Below are 18853 nucleotides of genomic sequence, written 5' to 3'. Positions count from 1 at the left end.
TTACCGCGCTGGCGGTGGCCTATGGTTTTCAGGCGTGCGAACTGCTTCCCAAGCTCCGCTCGACGGACTCACCACGCTCCGCCTCGGCGGACCCGCCAGCACCCTGGTCGAGGTCACCACCGCGGCCGAGGCGATCGACGCGGTGGCGGCCGCGGCGGAGCCCGTGCTGGTGCTGGCCGGTGGCAGCAACGTCGTCCTGCCGGACCGTGGCCTCGACGGCACCGTGGTGCTGCTGCGCTCGGCCGGCCGGCAGGTGAGCGAGAGCGATGACTCGGTGACGGTCACCGTGCAGGCCGGCGAGACCTGGGACGACCTGGTCGCCTGGTCGGTACGGGAAGGCCTCGCCGGCATCGAGTGCCTCGCCGGCATCCCGGGCTCGGTCGGCGCGACCCCGGTCCAGAACGTCGGTGCGTACGGCCAGGAGGTCGCGGACACCATCACCGCGGTGCGCGCGTACGACCGGCTGGCCGGCGTCCAGAAGGTGCTTACGCCGGCCGAGTGCGGATTCACCTACCGGCACAGCGTCTTCAAGGGGCACGACCGCTGGTTGGTGCTGGACGTGACTTTCCAGCTGCGCCGAGCCAAGGAGTCCGAGCCGCTGCGGTTCGGTGAGCTGACCCGTCGGCTCGCCGTGGACCCCGGCGGCAGTGCACCGCTGGCGGACGTACGTGACGCAGTCCTGGCCCTGCGAGCCGGCAAGGGCATGGTGCTGGACGCCGCCGACCACGACACCTGGAGCGTCGGTTCCTTCTTCACCAACCCGGTCCTGGAGCCAGCGGACTACGACGAGGTCGTCCGCCGCTGCGCCGCGCTGCACGGCCCGGATGTGGTGCCGCCGCGGTTCGCGGCGGACGGGCTGGTGAAAACCTCGGCGGCGTGGCTGATCGAGCGGGCCGGCTTCGCTCGTGGCCACGGCCGGGACGGAGTTTCCCTGTCCACCAAGCACACTCTCGCGCTCACTAATCGCGGCACCGGCACCACGACGGCGCTTTTGGCGCTGGCCAGGGAAGTACGGGACGGCGTACGTGACACCTTCGGCGTGACACTTGTCAACGAGCCGGTAATCGTGGGCGACTCACTTTAAAGGCTGCTAGCGTGGCCGCCATGCGTTCGTTCGTCAATCCGCCCAAGGCCAAGCCCGGCGACTCGCTCGCCGTCATCTCGCCGGCGAGCGGCCTGCCGGGAATTCTTCCGCTGCCGTTCGACCTTGGCCTGCGCAGGCTCGCCGACAACTTCGGTCTTACCGCGATCGAATACCCCACCACCAGAAAGATGGGTGCGACCCCGCAGGAGCGTGCGGCCGACGTTCACGCGGCTTTCTCCGACGAGCGTGTGACCGCGGTGATCGCGTCCATCGGTGGCAGCGACCAGATCAAGGTGCTCCGGCATCTGGATCCGGATCTGTTGCGGGCACACCCGAAGCCGTTCTTTGGTCTGAGCGACAACACGAACCTGTTGAACTACCTGTGGAATCTCGGCATCACCTCGTTCCACGGCACGACGGTGATGACCTCTCTCGGTCGCGGTGGAGCGATGCATCCGCTGACCGAGGAGTCGTTTCGGGCCGCGATTTTTGAGGCCGGGCCGTATGAGTTGCGCGCGTCCAAGGACTACAACGACATCGATCACTCGTGGGATGTGCCGGAGAACTTGGAGAAAGAGCCGCCGATGATGCCATCGGACGGCTGGACTTGGCATGGCCCGAGCCGCCGGGTCAGCGGCATTTCGTGGGGCGGAAACCTGGAGATTCTCGGCTGGAACCTGGCCGCTGGCCGCTATATCAAGGACAGTGACGCATATGCCGGCTGCGTCTTCTATTTTGAGACGTCAGAGGAAATGCCCAGCGCCACCGAGGTCTATCGGCTGCTGATGCAGGCCGGCGAACGGGGTTTGCTGGAACAGTTCGCCGCTGTCCTGGTTGGCCGCCCCAAGGCATGGTCTTTCGACCAGCAGAACAGCCCAGAAGCAAAAACCGAATACATTTCCGGTCAGGTGGACGCGGTGTTACGCGCCCTCGGTGAGTACGCACCAGACGTACCAGTCGTCACCGGTCTCGACATCGGCCACACCGACCCGCAGCTCACCATCCCCAATGGAGCCATGATCACCGTCGACGCCGTCGAGCGCCGGATTTTTGTCGAATACTGATCATTGACCTGAAGTCTTGCTCTCGCGGGGAAAGCCGGCGATTTGATGCCGTCCGTCGATGCCGAGCTTGGCGTACACCGCTTGAGATGGGTCTCGACGGTGTGCCGCGAGCTGGCGCGATCCGAGGTTGAGAAACGTGGCCTCCTAGGGCGAAACTGCTTCCCATCTGACGGTGAGTTCGCCTTGGCGCCAGCGGTCCGGGCGGTCGACGACCGGCCAGCCGTCGGCGGCGAGCCGGGCCGCGGCGGCCGCCCAGCGTTGCCGCGGACCGTACGAGGCGAGCGCCGCGGCGGACTGCCAGGCCGCGTCGAAGGTGGCCAGCAGCGCGTGGATCCGTTCGCCTGGTACGTTCCGGTGGATCAGCGCTTTGGGCAGCCGCTCGGCCAAAGTAGCCGGTCTATCCAATGTGGACAGTCGAGCCGCCAGGGTGAGCGTGACCGGGCCGGCGGCGTCCAGCGCCACCCAACATCCGACTCGGCCGAGCTCGTCACAGGTGCCCTCGACCAGTAACCCACCGGCCGCGAGCCGGGCCAGTAACTGCTCCCACGCGGGCGCGGACGCTTCCTCGGGATACTGCCGAAGGACGTTCATCGCGCGGATGACGACCGGCCGCAGCCCGGCACATTCGAAGCCACCGCGCCGAAATTCCAGTGCTGGCGGGTCAGCCGCCGGAGCCGCGGCGGCTACCCGCTCGGGGTCGATCTCCAACCCGACGACCCGGACATCGGGTCGTACGAGCCGCAACCGCGCCGCCAGTTCGACGGTGGTGACCGGCGCGGCGCCGTAGCCGAGGTCCACCACCAGCGGATCGGCCGCGGCTCGCAACAACTGGGCGTGGTTCGCTACCAGCCATCGGTCGACCCGACGCAGCCGGTTGGGCGCGGTGGTGCCGCGAGTGGCGACGCCGAGTGCGCGCGCTCTGCCGGCCGCGAGTCGCGGCGCCTTGCGGGGCACGGCTACCTGACCCGGTGCACCTTGTGCTGGGCCGCCTGCGCCAACGGCCGTACGACCAGCAGGTCGATGTCGACGTGCGCGGGCCGGGTGACGGTCCAGGCGATGCAGTCAGCGACATCCTCGGCGGTGAGCGGATTCGCCACCCCCTCATACACCTTCGCCGCCGCCTCGGCGTCCCCGTCGAACCGGTTGACCGCGAACTCATCCGTACGCACCATCCCCGGCGCGATCTCGGACACCCGGATCGGTCGCCCGGACAGCTCCAGCCGCAACGTCTCGGCGACCGCCGTGGTTCCGTGCTTGGCCGCCGTGTAGCCGCCGCCACCCTCATAGACGATGTGCCCGGCGGTCGACGAAACGACCACGATGTGTCCCTGCCCGGAGGCCTCCAGGTCCGGCACCAGCGCCTTGGTGACGCGTACGACGCCAATCACGTTGACCTCGTACATCCACTGCCAGTCCGCCACGTCGGCCTTGTCGACCGGATCCGCGCCACGCGCGCCGCCAGCGTTGTTGACCAGCACGTTCACGCCCTGGCCGAGCTTGCTCGCGGTCTCCCGTACAGCGGTGGCGAACGCGTCGACGCTCGCCTGGTCGGTCACGTCCAGGCTGACAGCCGTCCCGCCGGTCTCGGCGGCCAGCTTCGCCAACCGATCGAGCCGCCGCGCGCCCAGCACCACAGGGAACCCGGCCTCGGCCAACTGCCGCGCGGTGGCCGCCCCGATCCCACTACTCGCACCCGTCACAACCGCAATGCCTGGCATCTGTCTCCTCACGATCCGTCCCGTACCTATCTAACTTCGTTTCCGGCACCCGCTGCCGCCAGGGCCACCCAGGCGCCGATGGCCTGGCCAGCTCGACCGTGGTCACGGCGGTACGGATCGTGACCGCTGCCATCCCGGCCGTCGGGTCCGGCGGGAAAGCGTGGCAGCTCGCGACTGTCTAATGTTTTCTTTGTCGATAACTGGTCGTTCGGAGAATTTGCCGCCTGCTTTCGTCAGCGATTCGCCAGTCATTCACGTACGGATTTGGCGTACGAATGGATGAGTAAAGAATGCCCTGGGTCTTTGCGGCTGCTGCCTTTTCGGGAGTGGTCGAAAAGGTGTCAGATCGTCGCGGTTCCTGGCGGGACACCGTTATTGTGAGCCGCGCACCGGAAGGCGTCTAACGGGAATCGGTAGTACGTGCCAAGAAAGGGTCTGGAATGACCGTCGAAAGGTAATGTTTTCCTCACCTTTCGGTAGTTGGCGAATGATCCGTCAGTGGCACGAAACCGGGACGCGAAAAGAATCCGGCGCCGGTTTACTGTAAATGTCGAACACGGGGAATTGTCCCCCACCGAATCTCTGCAAGGGAGCAGCGAAGATGAGCGAGCACGTCGAATACGACAGCTCCGGCAACCAGTACGACGTATATGAGCACTCCGACGGCAGCGCGGACGTTTACGAGTACGGCGCGGACGGGGTCGACGCCCACGACAGCATCGACGCCGACGGCGCGCAGCACGTGACCGCGACCGACGGTGCGGGCGACAGCGCGAGCGAGAACGTCAACTCCGACGGCACCGTGTCGGACGTGCACGAGAGTAGCGCCGATGGCTACCAGGCCGACGCGTACAACAACTACAACGGCACCTACACGTACGACTCGAACTGAAGCCATGGCGCCCTAGATGGCCCATCGGAGGCGCGTCCTACGCCGCTGATGGGCCATCGGGGCGTACGGCGAGGTGGCGGAAACAGATCGCCGTCTCGTTGTGTTGACTTATGTCGTGGCCGCCACCTTTCGTCGTACGTTCCGCCGGCCCGCGAAGCTGCATCGGATCGCGGCGATCGCGGTGCACACCTCGCCGCTCGACCAGCCGGGCACCGGCGACGCGGGCGGTTTGAATACTTATGTGGTGGAAACGTCCAAGCGACTCGGCGACGCTGGTGTCGAGGTGGAGATCTTCACGCGGGCCACGTCGTCGGACCTGCCGCCAATCGTGACGATGGCGCCGGGCGTACGGGTGCACCACGTCTTGGCCGGTCCATACGAGGGCCTCGGCAAGGACGATCTGCCGGCCCAGCTCTGCGCCTTCACACACGGCGTTTTGAGCGCGGAAGCGGCCCGTGATCCGCATCACTACCAGCTGGTTCACTCGCATTACTGGCTGTCCGGCCAGGTCGGCTGGCTGGCTGCCGAGCGGTGGGGAGTCCCGCTCGTACACACCGCCCACACCCTCGCCAAGGTGAAGAACGCGGCGCTCGCCGACGGCGACCGGCCCGAGCCCAAGGCCCGGCTGCTGGGCGAGGAGCAGGTGGTTTCGGCCGCCAACAGGCTGGTGGCGAACACCGCGGACGAGGCCCGGAGCCTGGTCGAGGGATATGCGGCCGACCCGGCGAAGGTCGATGTCGTGCTGCCGGGCGTGGACACCTCGGTGTTCGTGCCGGTGTCGGCGCGGCGGCGGGAGGCCGACCGGGTCGCGTACGGGCTGGAGCCCGAGCAGGTGGCGATCGCCTTCGTCGGCCGGATCCAGCCGCTGAAGGCCCCAGACGTGCTGGTACGCGCGGTAGCCGAGATGGTTGCCGGCGACCCTTCGCTGCGTACGACGCTGGTGGCGCTGATCTGCGGCGGGCCGTCCGGCAGCGGCCTGGACTCCCCGGACGGACTGGCCCGGCTGGCCGCCGAGTTGGACGTGGGTGACCTGGTCCGGTTCGTCGACCCGCGGCCACCGGTCGAGTTGGCCGGGCTCTACCGCGCCGCGGATCTGGTCGCGGTGCCCAGCCACAACGAGTCGTTCGGCCTGGTGGCGCTGGAAGCGCAGGCCTGCGGCACGCCGGTGGTCGCGGCGGCCGTCGGTGGGCTGGTCACCGCCGTACAGGACGGCATCTCCGGGCTGCTTGTGGACGGTCACGACCCGCGCCAGTGGGCGACCGCGCTGGCTGGGCTGGTCGCGGACCGGCCGCGGCGGGTCGGGTACGGCATCGGCGCTGTCACGCACGCCCGCCAGTTCGGTTGGGACCGGACCGTACGCGGGCTGCTGGCCAGCTACCGGGCCGCATCCGGCCTGGAGGTCGCGGCCGACCTCGCGCACGCCTGAGGGCCGTGTGGTGGACTAGGTGGCATGCCTGACAGCCCGACCGCCGCCGAGGTCACCGAGTCGCTCGCGGCCATCATGGACGAGCGGGAGATCGAGTACGAGCGGCTGCCGTCCGGCGGGATCGTGGTGACCCTGCCAGGTGAGCACAAGCAGAAGACGCTGTGCAATCTTGTACCAGGCGAGCACGCGCTGCGGGTCGAGGCCTTCGTGATGCGGCACCCGGACGAGAACCGCGAGCAACTCTGGGCGTACTTGCTGCAGCGAAATGCCAGAATGTACGGTGTCGCGTTTTCCATCGACGGCAACGGTGATGTCTATTTGACCGGCCGGGTTTCCTTGCAGGCGGCCGATCCGGATGAACTGGACCGGTTACTGGGCAGCGTTCTGCGCTATGCGGACGAGAATTTCGACGAAATGCTGGCGATCGGATTCCGGTCCGCGATCAAGCGGGAATGGGCATGGCGGGAAAGCCGCGGCGAATCGCTGGCCAATCTCCGCGCTTTCGCCTCCTGGGCGCGACCTTAGAGGGCTTAAGACGACTTCGTCGTCCAAAGCCCTCTAGCTCGATCCCACCAGAGACGCGAAAATAACGGTGTTGTCTTCGTAACTTCGGGCGGAGAAGTCAAAAGTGCCGCCGCAGGTGATCAGCCGCAGCCCCGGATGGTCGATGTCGCCGTACACCTTCTTGGTCGGGAACTGCTGCTTGGAATAGAGGGCCACCTCGTCGACCTTGAACACCGCCACCGACGAGTCAGCCCGGGTCACTTTGATCTCATCACCCGGTTTTAGCTTGCCGAGCTTGTAAAAAACGGCTGGGCCGTACTTCGCCGTGTCGACGTGACCGAGGATGATGGCCGGCCCGATCTGCCCAGGAGTGGGGGAGTTCTTGTACCACCCTGCTGGCGCGTCCCTGCTCAGCGGCGGCACCTGCACGGTGTGGTCGGTGTTGAGGCCGAGCGTCATCAGCCTGGTGTGCACGTCGATGGCCGGCACGTCCAGCCGCAGCGGTGTGGACTTCGCGAGCGCCGAGGTGGTCGGGCCGGGCGTCGCCGGCGCGCTCGCGCTGGCCGGCACCGGCCGGGGCGGCGGCGTCGCGGTGGTCTGTTTCGCGCCGAACCAACTGGACAGCCCCACCATCAGCAGCAGCGCGCCGGCCGACGCCAGCACGATCACCACCACGCTGCCGAGCGAGGAACGCTTGCGGGGCGGCCGATCGCCTGAATGTCTGCCGGGCATCCCGCCAGCGTAGTGACCACCGCCGGCCGCTCCCGCCCTGGCTCCTCGCCGCTTTTGTCGGTGCGTACGCGAAGACTCGAGTTCGGGGGCGGCTCATTTCGGTTTGGTGCTTTTGTCGGTTTTGTGGGCGACGCGATTTCGGTGCCGCTCGCCGAACGCCACACTTCTCGTGCCACTGGGCAGCCGTGCTGGTTCATCGAATGCGGGACAATGTCCCGCACTCGACATCGAGTGCGGGACATTGTGCCGCACTCAACGACCGAGCCCCCGGCAAACCCACGTGCGGCGCGAAACTGTCGTACCCGACCCGAAAAATCGCCCCCACCCAGTGACGGGTGGGGGGTGGGTTTGAGGACCGATGTTCAACTAAAAATTAAGGTCCGCCTCTCGACCCACCCCCCGCCCGTTCAAAGGGAGGGGGCAATTTGTAGCACGGCATCTATTGACAAAAGGGATATTTCGTCAGTTGTCCACAGGGTGATCTTGGGACGGGCCGGCCGGAGCGTGTGGGGCGGGGTTGTTGCAGGATGGGTACGTGACCGGAACCCTCGTGTTGCTCCGCCACGGCGAGAGCGAATGGAACGCCAAGAACCTGTTCACCGGGTGGGTCGATGTCGACCTCACCGAGAAGGGCCGGGCGGAGGCGCGGCGCGGCGGTGAGCTGCTCGCCGAGGCCGGGCTGCGGCCGGATGTGGTGCACACGTCCGTGCTGCGCCGGGCCATCCGGACCTCGGAGATCGCGCTGCACGGCTGTGACCGGTTCTGGGTGGACGTACGCCGCTCCTGGCGGCTCAACGAGCGGCATTATGGCGCTCTGCAGGGCAAGGACAAGAAGCAGACGCTGGCGGAGTTCGGCGAGGAGCAGTTCATGCTCTGGCGCCGCTCGTACGACACACCGCCGCCGCCGCTGGCGACCGACGACGCGTTCTCCCAGTTCGGCGACCCGCGCTATGCGGCGCTGCCGCCGGAGGCCCGGCCGGCGACCGAGTGCCTCAAGGACGTGCTCGGCCGCGCGCTGCCGTACTGGTACGACGCGGTCGTGCCGGACCTACGCGCTGGCAAGACCGTGCTGGTCGCCGCGCACGGCAACTCGCTGCGCGCGCTCGTCAAGCATCTCGACGGGATCTCCGACGACGACATCGCCGGACTCAACATCCCCACCGGCATCCCGCTCGCGTACGACCTCGACGGCGACCTGAAGCCGATCACCGCCGGTGGCCGCTACCTCGACCCGCAGGCCGCCAAGGAGTCGATCGAGGCGGTCAAGAACCAGGGCCGCAAGTAGGTCACATGCTCATGCCGCCGATGGTGGCGCTGGCCTGCGACCGGGCGATCTCGGCGGCCTGCGCGGCCTCGGTCACGCCACCCTCCGCGGTCGGCGACTGGCCGGCCGGGGCCGCGTCGCCGTAGCGGCCGTCGTACGTCGTCGTCCGCTGCTCGGCGCGGATCGCGTCCCGCGCCGCAGCTCGGCGGGTGACCGCTCTGCGCCAGATCACCAGTGCGCCGATCGCGGCCAGCACCACCAGTCCGATAGCGATGAATGTCGCGGTCATATCGAGCCTCCTCGGCTCGTAGACGAGTGAACCTCGTCGAGGTCACACCTAAGGCATCCTGCGGGTACGGGAGCGGCGCCGGCGGCGGACCGGGAAGCCGTGCGGCTGGCCGAAACCGTCGATCAGCATGTCCGCTCCGGGGCCTTGCGGCAGTTCGCCGCGGTGCTGCGGATCCACGTCGCCGGCCGGCCGTGCAGGGCCGTACCGCCCGTGCATGTGCAACCGCTCCGGGGTCGCCACGTCGATGCTGGTCAGCCGATACCACTCCAGCTTGCGGCGGGCATAGCTGACCGTCATCGCGACCAGCCCGAGGATCCCGACGGTCGCGACCAGCAGCATGAAGGCGGCGATCACCCACCAGGCAAAGGGCAGGATCTCCATGGCAGCTCCGAGTCCCGTGGTGTTCGGAGATTACCCGCGTACTGCCGAAACAAGCCCTGGTGATGACCGAATCGTTACGAACCGGCGGCCATCACGCCCAGTCAGCTCCACCGGGTCCCAGACGTTCGTACGGCCTCCATGCGTGCGTCCAGAGCACGCATGGAGGCCATGCGGACGTAAAGCGTGGTTACGGAGGGTCAGACCCAGCCAGAGGTCCCCTGCGCCTTGTAGTGCGACGCCATCACCCTGATCTCCTGGCGGGTCTCCGGTGCGTACGCCTCGTCCTGGTCCGGCTCGCCGGCCGGCTCAGCCTCGCCGTAGCGCCCGTCGTAGTCCGTCAGTCGCTGGCCGGCCGGCTCGACCCGGTCCTCGATGCGGTGTTTTCCGCTCATCGCGTCCTCCCCGTCTAGCTAGCGCTCGTACCGAAAAGCTACGCCCGTACGCGCGAATCGTCGCCTAAGTGTGACTCTGAGAACTGGAGGCAACCGGAACGGCCCGCCGTGTCTCACAGATGTCCCTATTGGCCGCCGCCAGCGGCGCGCTCCCGCCGACGACCGCGCCGGCCCTGATGGCCGCCGCGACTTAGGCCGACGATGGCACCCCTTGGGCGGTTTTCAGCGGCTGGAGGCCGGCTCCGGCATCTCCCCGGTCACCAGGTAGATAACCCGGCGGGCCACCGACACCGCGTGGTCGGCGAACCGCTCGTAGAACCGGCCGAGCAGGGTGATGTCGATGGCAGACTCGATGCCGTGATCCCAGCCGGACAGCAGGATGGTGAACAGCCGCCGGTGCAGCTCGTCCATCCGGTCGTCGTCCTGCTCAAGCTCGGTGGCCAGCTCGACGTCGTTCCCCTCAATGACCGCGCCGGCCTTGTCGACCACCCGCTGCGCGATCTCGCCCATGTCCCGGATGACGTCGTGCAGCTCCGGTGGCACTGCTGAGACGGGATAACGCATCCGGGCGATCTTGGCGACGTGCAGCGCGAGATCGCCCATCCGCTCCAGGTCGGCCACCATCCGCAGCCCGGTGACGATCAGCCGCAGATCCACCGCGACCGGCTGCTGGCGGGCCAGCAGCTCAAATGCGCGGTCCTCGGTCTCCCGGTAGAGCCGGTCGATCTCGGCATCGGAGGAGATGACCTCCTCAGCCAGCGTCAGGTCGGCTTCCAACAGTGCGGTGGTCGCGCGCGACATCGCGCAGCTGACGAGCTTGGTCATCTCGACCAGGACACTGCCGATCCGGTCGAGCTCGTCGTGGAAGGTATCGCGCATTTTTGTCAGCTGTCCGATTCATCACTGTGAACGTACGGTTGTGCCAACTGTAATCGTGCGGACCAATCGCGGCCGTAAACATCCCGCGCGAATCGGTAAACGCCAGCGAACCGTTCGGTGAACAGTCCTCGGGCTGATCGCAACGCTGGTCACGATGCCTGCCGCCGGCCTTGCGGGCCCGTACGATTGGCGGATGTGGACGCCGCGTTGATCCTGGTCGCTGGCGCCGGGGGCATTGTCGTCGGCGCGCTGACCGCGTTGCTCTTCGTGCTGCTCCAACGCCGCCGCACGGACTCTCCGGCCGGCCCTCGCCCTACCAGTGCCGCGGTGGCGCAGGCTGACCTCGCCCGCCGCAGCCTGCAGCTCATGCAGGTCGGGGTCGTCGTGCTGGACGCCGCGGACCAGGTGGTGCTGTCCAACCAGGCGGCCCGCCGGATGGGCGTCGTACGCGACAACCGGGTCACCCACGGCGCGCTGCGGACCCTCGCCCGGCAGGTGCGGCGGGCCTCCGACGGCGGCGACGTACGCCGGGACACCGAGCTGGACCTGCCGCGCGGCCGGGCCGCCGAGCCGCTGGCCGTACGGGTACGGGTCGCGCAGGTCGGTTTCGGCGACCACGTGGTGCTGCAGATCGAGGACATCACCGAGGCGCACCGGGTGCAGAAGGTGCGCCGCGACTTCGTCGCCAATGTCAGCCACGAGCTCAAGACGCCGGTCGGCGCGCTGCAACTGCTGGCTGAGGCGGTCCTGGACGCCACCGACGACCCGGAGGCGGTGGCCCGGTTCGCCGCCCGGATGACCCGGGAGGCGTCCCGCCTCGGCACCCTCATCCAGGAGATCATCGACCTGTCCCGGTTGCAGGGCGCCGACCCGCTGCCGGAACCGAAACCGGTCTACGTCGACCAGGTCGTCTCCGAGGTGCTCGACCGGACCCGGATGGGCGCCGAGTCGCAGGACATCGTCGTCGTCTCCGGCGGCGAGAGCGGTCTGGTCGTACGCGGCAACGAGGCGCAGCTCGTCACCGCCGTCACCAACCTGGTCGACAACGCGATCAACTACAGCCCGGACCACACCCGGGTCGCGATCGGCACCCGGCAGCGGGACGGCCTCGTCGAGATCAGCGTCAGCGACCAGGGCATCGGGATCGGCGAGACCGACCTGGACCGGATCTTCGAACGTTTCTACCGGGCCGATCCGGCCCGCTCGCGGGCCACCGGCGGCACCGGCCTCGGTCTCGCGATCGTGAAACACATCGCCACCAACCACGGTGGCAGCGTGGACGTGTGGAGCGTCGAGGGCTCCGGCTCCACGTTCACGCTTCGCCTGCCCAGTGCGGCCAGATCGGCCGCCGACGACCCCGCCGTCGCCGACGGTTCCGACCTCGGCCCGGACCCCGACCCTGACGCCGCGGCTGGCACACCAGCCAAAGCGGCCAAAGGGACGGGCAAACTCGCATCGAAAGGACGCGCGTGACCCGAGTGCTGGTGGTAGAGGACGAGGAATCCTTCTCCGACGCCCTGTCGTACATGCTCCGCAAGGAGGGTTTCGAGGTCGCGGTGGCGGCCACCGGGCCCGACGCGCTGACCGAGTTCGATCACAGCGGCGCCGATTTCGTGCTGCTCGACCTGATGCTGCCGGGCCTGTCGGGCACCGAGGTGTGCCGGCAGATCCGGTCCAAGTCGAGCGTGCCGATCATCATGGTGACCGCCCGCGACTCCGAGATCGACAAGGTGGTCGGCCTGGAGATCGGCGCCGACGACTACGTCACCAAACCGTACTCACCGCGCGAGCTCGTCGCCCGCATAAGGGCAGTGCTGCGCCGCCGGTCGGAGCCGGAGGAGCTCAAACCCGCCGCGCTGGAGGCCGGGCCGGTACGAATGGACGTGGACAGACACACAGTCTCCGTCGACGGCGACTCGGTTTCGTTGCCTCTCAAGGAATTCGAGCTGCTTGAGATGCTGCTCCGCAACGCCGGCCGGGTCCTGACCCGTGGCCAGCTGATCGACCGCATCTGGGGCGCCGACTACGTCGGCGACACCAAGACCCTCGACGTACACGTCAAGCGCCTGCGCGCCAAAATCGAGCCCGAACCCGGCAACCCCAAGTTCCTGGTCACCGTCCGCGGCCTCGGCTACAAATTCGAGCCGTAAACCGCCCGGTGCGGCGCGAAACTGTCGTACCCACCCCCAAAAATCGCCCCCACCCAGTGACGGGTGGGGGGCGGGTTCGAGGACCAATGTTCAACTAAAAATTAAGGACTACCTCTCAACCCACCCCCCGCCCGTTCAAAGGGAGGGGGAAAGAAAAACAGACACCTACGACAATTTCGCGCCGCTACGGCGTGTCGGCGACGCCTTTTCAGCGGTGTTCGGCGACCGCCACGTCTTGGTGCCATTGCCAAACCCTGCCTGTGGCTGACGTGATAGGTGGGCAAAGCCCGTGGCGTCGTACCGAGATTCAAGTCGGCCAGGTTGCACAATCGGAATCCCATTGCGTCAACAGTGCTCAGGAAGTGCCTCCATCCATTCGCGGAGGGCGACGAAATCGGCGGGCTTGAGGCCCTGTCGAGGGTTAACGCGATGGAGGAGGGCGCGACTGGGGTGGCGAGTTGACACCCAGGCTCGATCTATGTCCGTGATTTCGTCGTCCACCCAGGCGAATGAGCGGCCCGCGGCCCAGCTCACGAGAGCGCGTGTTTTCCAGTGCAGCCCGTGCCGTTCGTCTTGGTCATCAATGGCCGAAGGCTCGGGCCAGGCCACCACGGGCAGTCCCGGAAGGCCGAGTCGTGGCGCGACGCATTCGTTTGCATCGGCCATCCACGTGGTCGCCCAGACCAGGTCGCACGGCAGTGCGGCCAGTCGCGCCCCGATGTCGGGATTGATTCTCGACAGCAGCGGATTCGGGTCCGTGGGCGGGTACGTCGGGTAGTCTGCGGCGCCGAAGGGGATCAGCGGTCCGTCGACATCGAGAAAAAGCAAGGGCCGCACGATCGGCAGCGGTGTTCAGGAAGTGCTGGCGCGGGCGGCCGTGGTGGCCGGGTGTTCGGCGAGTATTCCCTGCTTATCTCGTTTGGCGCACAGGTCGGCGAGTTTTCGGTATGCCTTCTTGCCGATCAGGGCGGTCAGCTCCGGCCCGTACGAGACATAGACCGGGTCGCTGGCGCCATGTGCCTCCGGCGACGACGTGCACCACCAGTGCAGGTCGTGCCCGCCGGGACCCCAGCCGCGCCGGTCGTATTCGGTCAGGGTGGTGAGCAGCATCTGGGTGTCGTCCTGCCGGGTGGTCCATTCCTCCAGCCGCCGGACCGGCAGTTGCCAGCACACGTCCGGTTTGGTCTCCAGCGGATGCTGACCGTCGGTCAACGCCAACGCGTGCAACGCGCAGCCAGAGCCGCCTGGGAAACCCTCCCGGTTGTGGAAGATGCACGCGCCGTCGACCCGCGCGGTCCGCCGCGACAGCTCGTCGGGCTTCTCGTCGTCGATGGTGTCCATCTCGGTCCAGTTCTCGAACCCGCGGACGTAGTGCTGCCACGTTTTGGGCGTCAGCTTCTTCACGTACGACTTGACGCGTTTTTCGTCGTCCTTGTCAGTGAAAAACGCGCCGTGCGAGCAGCAGCCGGTGTCCGCCCTGCCCTCCACGATCCCGTGACAGCCGGCGCCGAAGACGCATGACCAGCGAGACAGCAGCCAGGTCAGGTCGGCGCGTACGACATGTTCGGCGTTGGCTGGATCGATGAACTCGATCCACTCGCGATCGAAGTCGAGCGAGACCTCGCGATCGCGCGGACGCGGGTCGGGGAGGTCGACGACGGTGCTGGAGGGCTGATGGTGCGACTTGGCCACCGGGAAAGACTACGCGCGGTCGCGAATGTCCAGAACAGGCGCGCCGCACCAGAGGTGTTTACAGGGCCGCCGGCACAGGGCTACCGTCCCGACAGGTGTGGTGTTTTATGGTGACTTCCGGTCTTTCAGGGGAGATGGTATGGCTATCCGGCATGCCCGGTTCGTGATGCTGGCGGCGGCCGCCGTCGGGCTGGTGGCGGCGGGACTGCCGCCGGTCGCGGCGGCCGAAGCGGCCGACGCGGCGGTGATCCGCGGTTTCACCGCCGCGCATTCGGCCGCCGAACGGACCACCGAGACGGCATACAAGGCAATCCCGTCCGTCGCGGTCGCCCGCGACCTCGACAGCTATCTGGCCGCCAAAACCGGCCTGGTCGGCAGCACCGGCGACTGGCGGCGAGTGCAGTACGTGGTGGCGAAACTCCGTTCGTACGGCCTGCAACCACAGATCAAGACCTACTATCCCTATCTTTCGGTGCCCCGGAAGATCAGCGTCACGATGACCGCGCCGACCCGGCAAGTGCTGCCCACCAAGGAAAACTGCCGGTCCGTGGAGACCGACTGCGCCGACGAGGTGGTCGGCTACAACGCGCTGTCGCCGGCCGGGCATGTGAAAGCTCCGGTCGTCTACGTCAACTACGGCACGGTCGCGGACTACCAGGCACTGGAAAAGGCCGGCATCAGCGTGAAAGGCAAGATCGCGCTGGTCAGGTACGGTCAGGTTTTCCGTGGCGTGAAGACGAATCTCGCGGCCGAGCACGGCGCGATCGGGGTGGTGCTCTATTCCGATCCCAAGGACGACGGGAATTCCAACGGTGCGGTCTATCCGGACGGCCCGTGGCGGGCACCGGACGGCATTCAGCGTGGCTCGGTGCAGCAGTTGTGGCTCTATGGCGGGGATCCGCTGACGCCCGGCTATCCGGCCACGAAGAACGCGCCTCGGATCAACCCGGCCGACTCGAACATCGCCAAGATCCCCACCACGCCGATCTCGTACGCTGCCGCCACCCCACTGCTGAAAAACCTGACCGGCCCTGCGGTTCCCCAAGCATGGCAAGGCGGTCTGCCGTTCACTTATCACTACGGGCCTGGCGGCACGGCCGTCGACCTGAACCTGGACATCGACTACAAGATCTCCCCGATCTGGGACGTGACGGCGACCATACCTGGCCGTACTTTCCCTGACCAGGTCGTCTATGTGGGCGCGCACCGGGACGCGTGGACGTACGGCTCGGACGACAATCTGTCTGGCGCGGAAACCGTGCTGCAGATAGGGCGAGGCCTCGGCCAGCTGCTAAAAACCGGTTGGCGACCGGCCCGGAGCATCACGTTGGCCACCTGGGATGGCGAGGAGTACGGCCTGTTCGGTTCCACCGAATATGCCGAGGAAACCGGCGGCAAACTGGCGAACGCGGTGGCGTACATCAATATGGACGGCGCCGCTGGTCGCCACTTCGACGCGTCCGGTGTGCCGTCACTGGATGACGTCGTTTACGACACGACCAAGGAAATCGCCTGGCCGGGCACCGGAAGGACGATCTACGGCGACTGGTCCGCCGACAATGGTGGAAAAGTCCCGCCGGTCGGCCGGCTCGGCAGCGGATCGGACTATACGGCGTTCTTCGACCGTTTCGGTGTTCCGTCGGTAAACATTGGCGCCAGCACGGACTCCGGCAACTACCACTGCTCCTGCGACAACTTCTACATGGAGGACCATTTCATCGACCCAGGCTGGAAATACCACGCGGCGATGGCGCAGGAGGTCGGGGTCGTCACCATGCGGATGGCCGGCGCGGACGTGCCGGAGTTGGACTACGGCTCGTACGCGGCTGAGGTCGTCACGTACCTGACAGCCTTCCAGCAGCGGGAAACCCAGGTCTACGGCACGGATGTGCTGGGGTTGTCCAGGGATATCGCGGCCGCGAAAAGCTGGCAGTCGGCCGCTGGTGGTATTCAGGCGGCGATCGATCGGCAGCTGGCCGCGGGCGCGCCGCCGGCCCGGTTCGCCGTACTGACCCGGGCGCTGGTCGCCTCCGAACACCAACTGCTTGCCGCGCAGGGGCTGCCAAAACGGCCCTGGTTCCGGAACCAGCTCTACGCGCCGGGCATCAATGCTGGCTATGGCACCCAAAAACTGCCCGGAATCAACGACGCGCTGTTCGAATACCACGACACCACCCAGGCCAAAGCGTATGAATTGTCGCTTTATGCCAGTTTGCGCAGAGCGGCAGCGGTGCTGGACCCGGTGACGTAACGTCTGTGAGTATGCGCCTGGGAGTCCTCGACGTTGGATCGAACACGGTCCATCTGCTGGTCGTCGACGCGCACCGGGGTGCCCGGCCGACACCGGCCTACTCGGAGAAGTCCGTCCTGCGGTTGGCCGAGCACATCGATGACGACGGCGGCCTGTCAGCGGCGGGGGAAGCGGCGCTCACCGAGGCGCTGACCTCCGCCGTCAAGGCTTCGGCCCGGCTGCACTGCGACGACCTGATGGCATTCGCCACCTCGGCCGTACGAGATGCCCGCAACGGCGAGAAGGTGCTCGCGCGAGCGCTGCGGGCAACCGGTGTCGACCTGAAGGTGCTGGACGGCCCGACCGAGGCGCGACTCACGTTCCTCGCGGCCCGGCGGTGGTTCGGCTGGTCGGCCGGGCGGCTGCTCAGCCTGGACATCGGCGGCGGGTCGCTGGAGGTGGCCACCGGCATCGACGAGGAGCCGGACGCGGCGCTGTCGCTGCCACTGGGCGCCGGCCGGCTGACCCGGGAGCGGCTGCGCGGAGACCCGCCGAGCAAAGCACAGGTGGCCGCGCTGCGGGCGTACGTGGATGAGGAGCTCAAGCCCGCCTTGAAGGCGCTGGCCGAGATCGAACCAGCCGACCGGGTGGTCGCGTCGTCCAAGGCCTTCCGGTCGCTTGCCCGGCTGTCCGGCGCGGCTCCCAGCGTCGACGGCCCGTACGCGCCGCGGTCGTTGACCGCCGTCGGGTTGCGGCAGGTGGTCGCCTTCATTTCCCGGATGTCGTCCGCCGACCTCGCCGAACTGGACGGCGTCAGCGCCGCCCGGGCGCACCAGCTGCTGGCCGGCGCGGTGGTCGCCGAGGCGGCGATGAACGCCTTCAAAGCCGACCGCCTCGACATCTGCCCCTGGGCCCTGCGCGAAGGTGTCATCCTGCGCCGCCTCGACTGGTTGGACGGAAGTTAGCCGCCTCGGGAAGTCCGGTTTGGTGGGGCGGTGCGCCATCCGCCTGGTGGTTGGCGGATCTACCGGCTAGTAGGGCGATTCTTAGGGAGTCTTTGGGTGGAGTGACCCGGGACGTAAAACATCCGTGCGAGCCTTGGGTCGTAGGCTGGATGTCGTGAGTGTGCCGGGAATGAGTGTTATGGACCTCGAAGAGCACGGTGTTCGGGTGCCGGGCGCGGCGGTAGGGCTGTCGAGCGTCTCGGTGTATCCGGAGTCGACCGCGGCGACCTTCGAGATCGCGTCCTCGCTGGGCTACGACGGCGTCGAGATCATGGTGCTGACCGATCCAGTCAGCCAGGACGCGGACGCGCTGGGCACTCTCGCGGACCACTACGACGTGCCTGTGCTGGCGATTCACGCGCCTTGCCTGTTCATCACCCAGCGGGTCTGGAGCACCGATCCGTGGGAGCGGTTGCGCCGGTCGATCGACGCGGCCGAGCGGCTAGGTGCGCCGACCGTGGTGCTGCATCCGCCGTTTCGCTGGCAGCGCGACTACATCAACGGCTTCGAGGAGGGCGTGCAGAAGCTGCAGGCCGGCACGGACGTGATGCTGGCGGTGGAGAATATGTATCCGCTGCGGGCGCGTGGCCGGGAGTTCTCCCCGTACGCGCCGACCTGGGACCCAACCACGTTGGACGTCAAGCACTTCTGCCTGGACAGCTCGCACACCGCGGTGTCCCGTACCGACCCGCTGGAGCTGGCCGAGCGGATGGGCGAGGGCCTGGTGCACATCCACCTCGGCGACGGCACCGGCCTCGGCCGCGACGAACACATGCTGCCCGGCCGCGGCAACCAACCCTGCGGCCCGCTGCTGGAGCAGCTCGCCGGCCAGTCGTTCACCGGCGCGGTGATCGTCGAGGTCAGCACCCGCTCGGCCGGCAGCCGGGAACGCCGCGAGGCCGACCTGGCCGAGGCACTCGCCTTCGCCCGCCTGCACCTGGCCGCCCCAGCCCGCACCGGCGCCTGATTTCGTCCTTACCGGATTGACGTGACGAAAAACCAGCCGCCTAGAAGGTAGGTGCGGCGCGAAATTGTCGTAGGTGTCTGTTTTTCTTTCCCCCTCCCTTTGAACGGGCGGGGGTGGGTTGAGAGGTGGACCTTGATTTTTAGTTGAACATTGGTCCTCGAACCCGCCCCCCACCCGTCACTGGG

The 18853-nt window shown here is 67.3% G+C and carries 20 protein-coding genes; 11 read left to right on the top strand and 9 right to left on the bottom strand.

The genetic code is table 11. The features are described 5' to 3' along the window. Positions 1 to 34 precede the first annotated feature (34 nt). Together ABD301_RS27290 and ABD301_RS27285 are read left to right on the top strand one after the other, a co-directional pair. Positions 35 to 1084, top strand: coding sequence for a UDP-N-acetylmuramate dehydrogenase (locus ABD301_RS27290; RefSeq protein WP_344313277.1), 1050 nt, complete (start codon positions 35 to 37; stop codon positions 1082 to 1084). A gap of 20 nt (positions 1085 to 1104) precedes the next feature. Next, positions 1105 to 2148, top strand: coding sequence for a S66 family peptidase (locus ABD301_RS27285; protein ID WP_163571518.1), 1044 nt, complete (start codon positions 1105 to 1107; stop codon positions 2146 to 2148). 144 nt (positions 2149 to 2292) lie between these two features. On the opposite strand, the gene ABD301_RS27280 is transcribed toward ABD301_RS27285, so the two are convergent. Next, a complete protein-coding gene (locus tag ABD301_RS27280) occupies positions 2293 to 3102 on the bottom strand; it encodes a class I SAM-dependent methyltransferase (RefSeq protein ID WP_344313276.1) in 810 nt (269 codons plus the stop codon). Between the two features lie 2 nt (positions 3103 to 3104). Beyond that, positions 3105 to 3866 (bottom strand): SDR family oxidoreductase, encoded by a 762-nt coding sequence (locus ABD301_RS27275; RefSeq protein WP_163571502.1) that lies wholly within the window; start codon positions 3864 to 3866, stop codon positions 3105 to 3107. 601 nt (positions 3867 to 4467) lie between these two features. On the opposite strand from ABD301_RS27275, the gene ABD301_RS27270 reads away from it, so the two are divergent. From ABD301_RS27270 to ABD301_RS27260, 3 genes are all read left to right on the top strand, one after another. After that, entirely contained in the window at positions 4468 to 4758 is a 291-nt protein-coding gene (locus tag ABD301_RS27270) for a hypothetical protein (protein WP_344313275.1), read from the top strand. Between the two features lie 115 nt (positions 4759 to 4873). Further along, a complete protein-coding gene (gene mshA, locus ABD301_RS27265; RefSeq protein ID WP_344313274.1) occupies positions 4874 to 6184 on the top strand; it encodes a D-inositol-3-phosphate glycosyltransferase in 1311 nt (436 codons plus the stop codon). 24 nt (positions 6185 to 6208) lie between these two features. Continuing rightward, entirely contained in the window at positions 6209 to 6709 is a 501-nt protein-coding gene (locus ABD301_RS27260; protein ID WP_344313273.1) for a type III secretion system chaperone family protein, read from the top strand. A gap of 33 nt (positions 6710 to 6742) precedes the next feature. Here ABD301_RS27260 and ABD301_RS27255 read toward each other — a convergent pair whose 3' ends face one another. Next, positions 6743 to 7420, bottom strand: a complete 678-nt coding sequence (locus ABD301_RS27255; protein ID WP_344313272.1) for a class F sortase — start codon at positions 7418 to 7420, stop codon at positions 6743 to 6745. Positions 7421 to 7940: 520 nt separating this feature from the next. Between ABD301_RS27255 and ABD301_RS27250 the strand changes: the two genes are divergently transcribed. Beyond that, positions 7941 to 8705, top strand: coding sequence for a phosphoglyceromutase (locus ABD301_RS27250; protein ID WP_344313340.1), 765 nt, complete (start codon positions 7941 to 7943; stop codon positions 8703 to 8705). A gap of 1 nt (position 8706) precedes the next feature. On the opposite strand, the gene ABD301_RS27245 is transcribed toward ABD301_RS27250, so the two are convergent. From ABD301_RS27245 to phoU, 4 genes are all read right to left on the bottom strand, one after another. Next, positions 8707 to 8973, bottom strand: a complete 267-nt coding sequence (locus ABD301_RS27245) for a hypothetical protein (RefSeq protein ID WP_344313271.1) — start codon at positions 8971 to 8973, stop codon at positions 8707 to 8709. Between the two features lie 48 nt (positions 8974 to 9021). Then, on the bottom strand, positions 9022 to 9354 hold the full coding sequence (locus tag ABD301_RS27240; protein WP_344313270.1) for a hypothetical protein: 333 nt from the start codon (positions 9352 to 9354) through the stop codon (positions 9022 to 9024). Between the two features lie 197 nt (positions 9355 to 9551). After that, the gene (locus tag ABD301_RS27235; protein WP_344313269.1) at positions 9552 to 9746 is read right to left on the bottom strand and encodes a hypothetical protein; all 195 of its coding nucleotides are present in this window, start codon (positions 9744 to 9746) and stop codon (positions 9552 to 9554) included. Between the two features lie 222 nt (positions 9747 to 9968). Further along, positions 9969 to 10625, bottom strand: coding sequence for a phosphate signaling complex protein PhoU (gene phoU / locus ABD301_RS27230; RefSeq protein ID WP_344313268.1), 657 nt, complete (start codon positions 10623 to 10625; stop codon positions 9969 to 9971). Positions 10626 to 10820: 195 nt separating this feature from the next. On the opposite strand from phoU, the gene ABD301_RS27225 reads away from it, so the two are divergent. After that, positions 10821 to 12098 carry a sensor histidine kinase gene (locus ABD301_RS27225; protein ID WP_279582998.1) on the top strand — a complete coding sequence of 426 codons (1278 nt, stop codon included), beginning with the start codon at positions 10821 to 10823 and terminating at the stop codon, positions 12096 to 12098. Between the two features lie 5 nt (positions 12099 to 12103). Beyond that, a complete protein-coding gene (locus ABD301_RS27220; protein ID WP_486320497.1) occupies positions 12104 to 12775 on the top strand; it encodes a response regulator in 672 nt (223 codons plus the stop codon). Positions 12776 to 13120: 345 nt separating this feature from the next. Here the strand turns inward: ABD301_RS27220 and ABD301_RS27215 are convergent, their stop codons facing one another. Both ABD301_RS27215 and ABD301_RS27210 read right to left on the bottom strand, forming a co-directional pair. After that, positions 13121 to 13612, bottom strand: coding sequence for an HAD domain-containing protein (locus tag ABD301_RS27215; RefSeq protein ID WP_344313266.1), 492 nt, complete (start codon positions 13610 to 13612; stop codon positions 13121 to 13123). A gap of 15 nt (positions 13613 to 13627) precedes the next feature. Further along, the gene (locus ABD301_RS27210) at positions 13628 to 14467 is read right to left on the bottom strand and encodes a DUF3109 family protein (protein WP_163573242.1); all 840 of its coding nucleotides are present in this window, start codon (positions 14465 to 14467) and stop codon (positions 13628 to 13630) included. Between the two features lie 139 nt (positions 14468 to 14606). Here ABD301_RS27210 and ABD301_RS27205 point away from each other — a divergent pair, with 139 nt between their 5' ends. The 3 genes from ABD301_RS27205 (at position 14607) to ABD301_RS27195 (ending at position 18668) form a co-directional block, all read left to right on the top strand. Then, positions 14607 to 16718, top strand: coding sequence for a M28 family peptidase (locus ABD301_RS27205; RefSeq protein WP_344313265.1), 2112 nt, complete (start codon positions 14607 to 14609; stop codon positions 16716 to 16718). 11 nt (positions 16719 to 16729) lie between these two features. After that, positions 16730 to 17662 carry a Ppx/GppA family phosphatase gene (locus ABD301_RS27200; protein WP_344313264.1) on the top strand — a complete coding sequence of 311 codons (933 nt, stop codon included), beginning with the start codon at positions 16730 to 16732 and terminating at the stop codon, positions 17660 to 17662. Positions 17663 to 17840: 178 nt separating this feature from the next. Next, complete coding sequence (locus tag ABD301_RS27195) at positions 17841 to 18668, top strand: sugar phosphate isomerase/epimerase family protein (protein WP_344313339.1); 828 nt, start codon at positions 17841 to 17843, stop codon at positions 18666 to 18668. The last annotated feature ends 185 nt before the right edge of the window (positions 18669 to 18853 follow it).

This window comes from Fodinicola feengrottensis, assembly GCF_039530045.1.
GTDB lineage: Bacteria > Actinomycetota > Actinomycetes > Mycobacteriales > HKI-0501 > Fodinicola > Fodinicola feengrottensis.
This window is presented reverse-complemented; position numbering and strand designations above follow the sequence as displayed.

Bases quoted from the DNA above. Each gene is read 5' to 3' on its own strand.
- ABD301_RS27245 (WP_344313271.1), bottom strand. From the start codon at position 8,973: ATGACCGCGACATTCATCGCTATCGGACTGGTGGTGCTGGCCGCGATC.
- ABD301_RS27285 (WP_163571518.1), top strand. From the start codon at position 1,105: ATGCGTTCGTTCGTCAATCCGCCCAAGGCCAAGCCCGGCGACTCGCTC.
- ABD301_RS27200 (WP_344313264.1), top strand. From the start codon at position 16,730: ATGCGCCTGGGAGTCCTCGACGTTGGATCGAACACGGTCCATCTGCTG.
- ABD301_RS27235 (WP_344313269.1), bottom strand. From the start codon at position 9,746: ATGAGCGGAAAACACCGCATCGAGGACCGGGTCGAGCCGGCCGGCCAG.
- ABD301_RS27275 (WP_163571502.1), bottom strand. From the start codon at position 3,866: ATGCCAGGCATTGCGGTTGTGACGGGTGCGAGTAGTGGGATCGGGGCG.
- ABD301_RS27195 (WP_344313339.1), top strand. From the start codon at position 17,841: ATGGACCTCGAAGAGCACGGTGTTCGGGTGCCGGGCGCGGCGGTAGGG.
- ABD301_RS27260 (WP_344313273.1), top strand. From the start codon at position 6,209: ATGCCTGACAGCCCGACCGCCGCCGAGGTCACCGAGTCGCTCGCGGCC.
- ABD301_RS27270 (WP_344313275.1), top strand. From the start codon at position 4,468: ATGAGCGAGCACGTCGAATACGACAGCTCCGGCAACCAGTACGACGTA.
- ABD301_RS27255 (WP_344313272.1), bottom strand. From the start codon at position 7,420: ATGCCCGGCAGACATTCAGGCGATCGGCCGCCCCGCAAGCGTTCCTCG.
- ABD301_RS27205 (WP_344313265.1), top strand. From the start codon at position 14,607: ATGGCTATCCGGCATGCCCGGTTCGTGATGCTGGCGGCGGCCGCCGTC.
- ABD301_RS27240 (WP_344313270.1), bottom strand. From the start codon at position 9,354: ATGGAGATCCTGCCCTTTGCCTGGTGGGTGATCGCCGCCTTCATGCTG.
- phoU (WP_344313268.1), bottom strand. From the start codon at position 10,625: ATGCGCGATACCTTCCACGACGAGCTCGACCGGATCGGCAGTGTCCTG.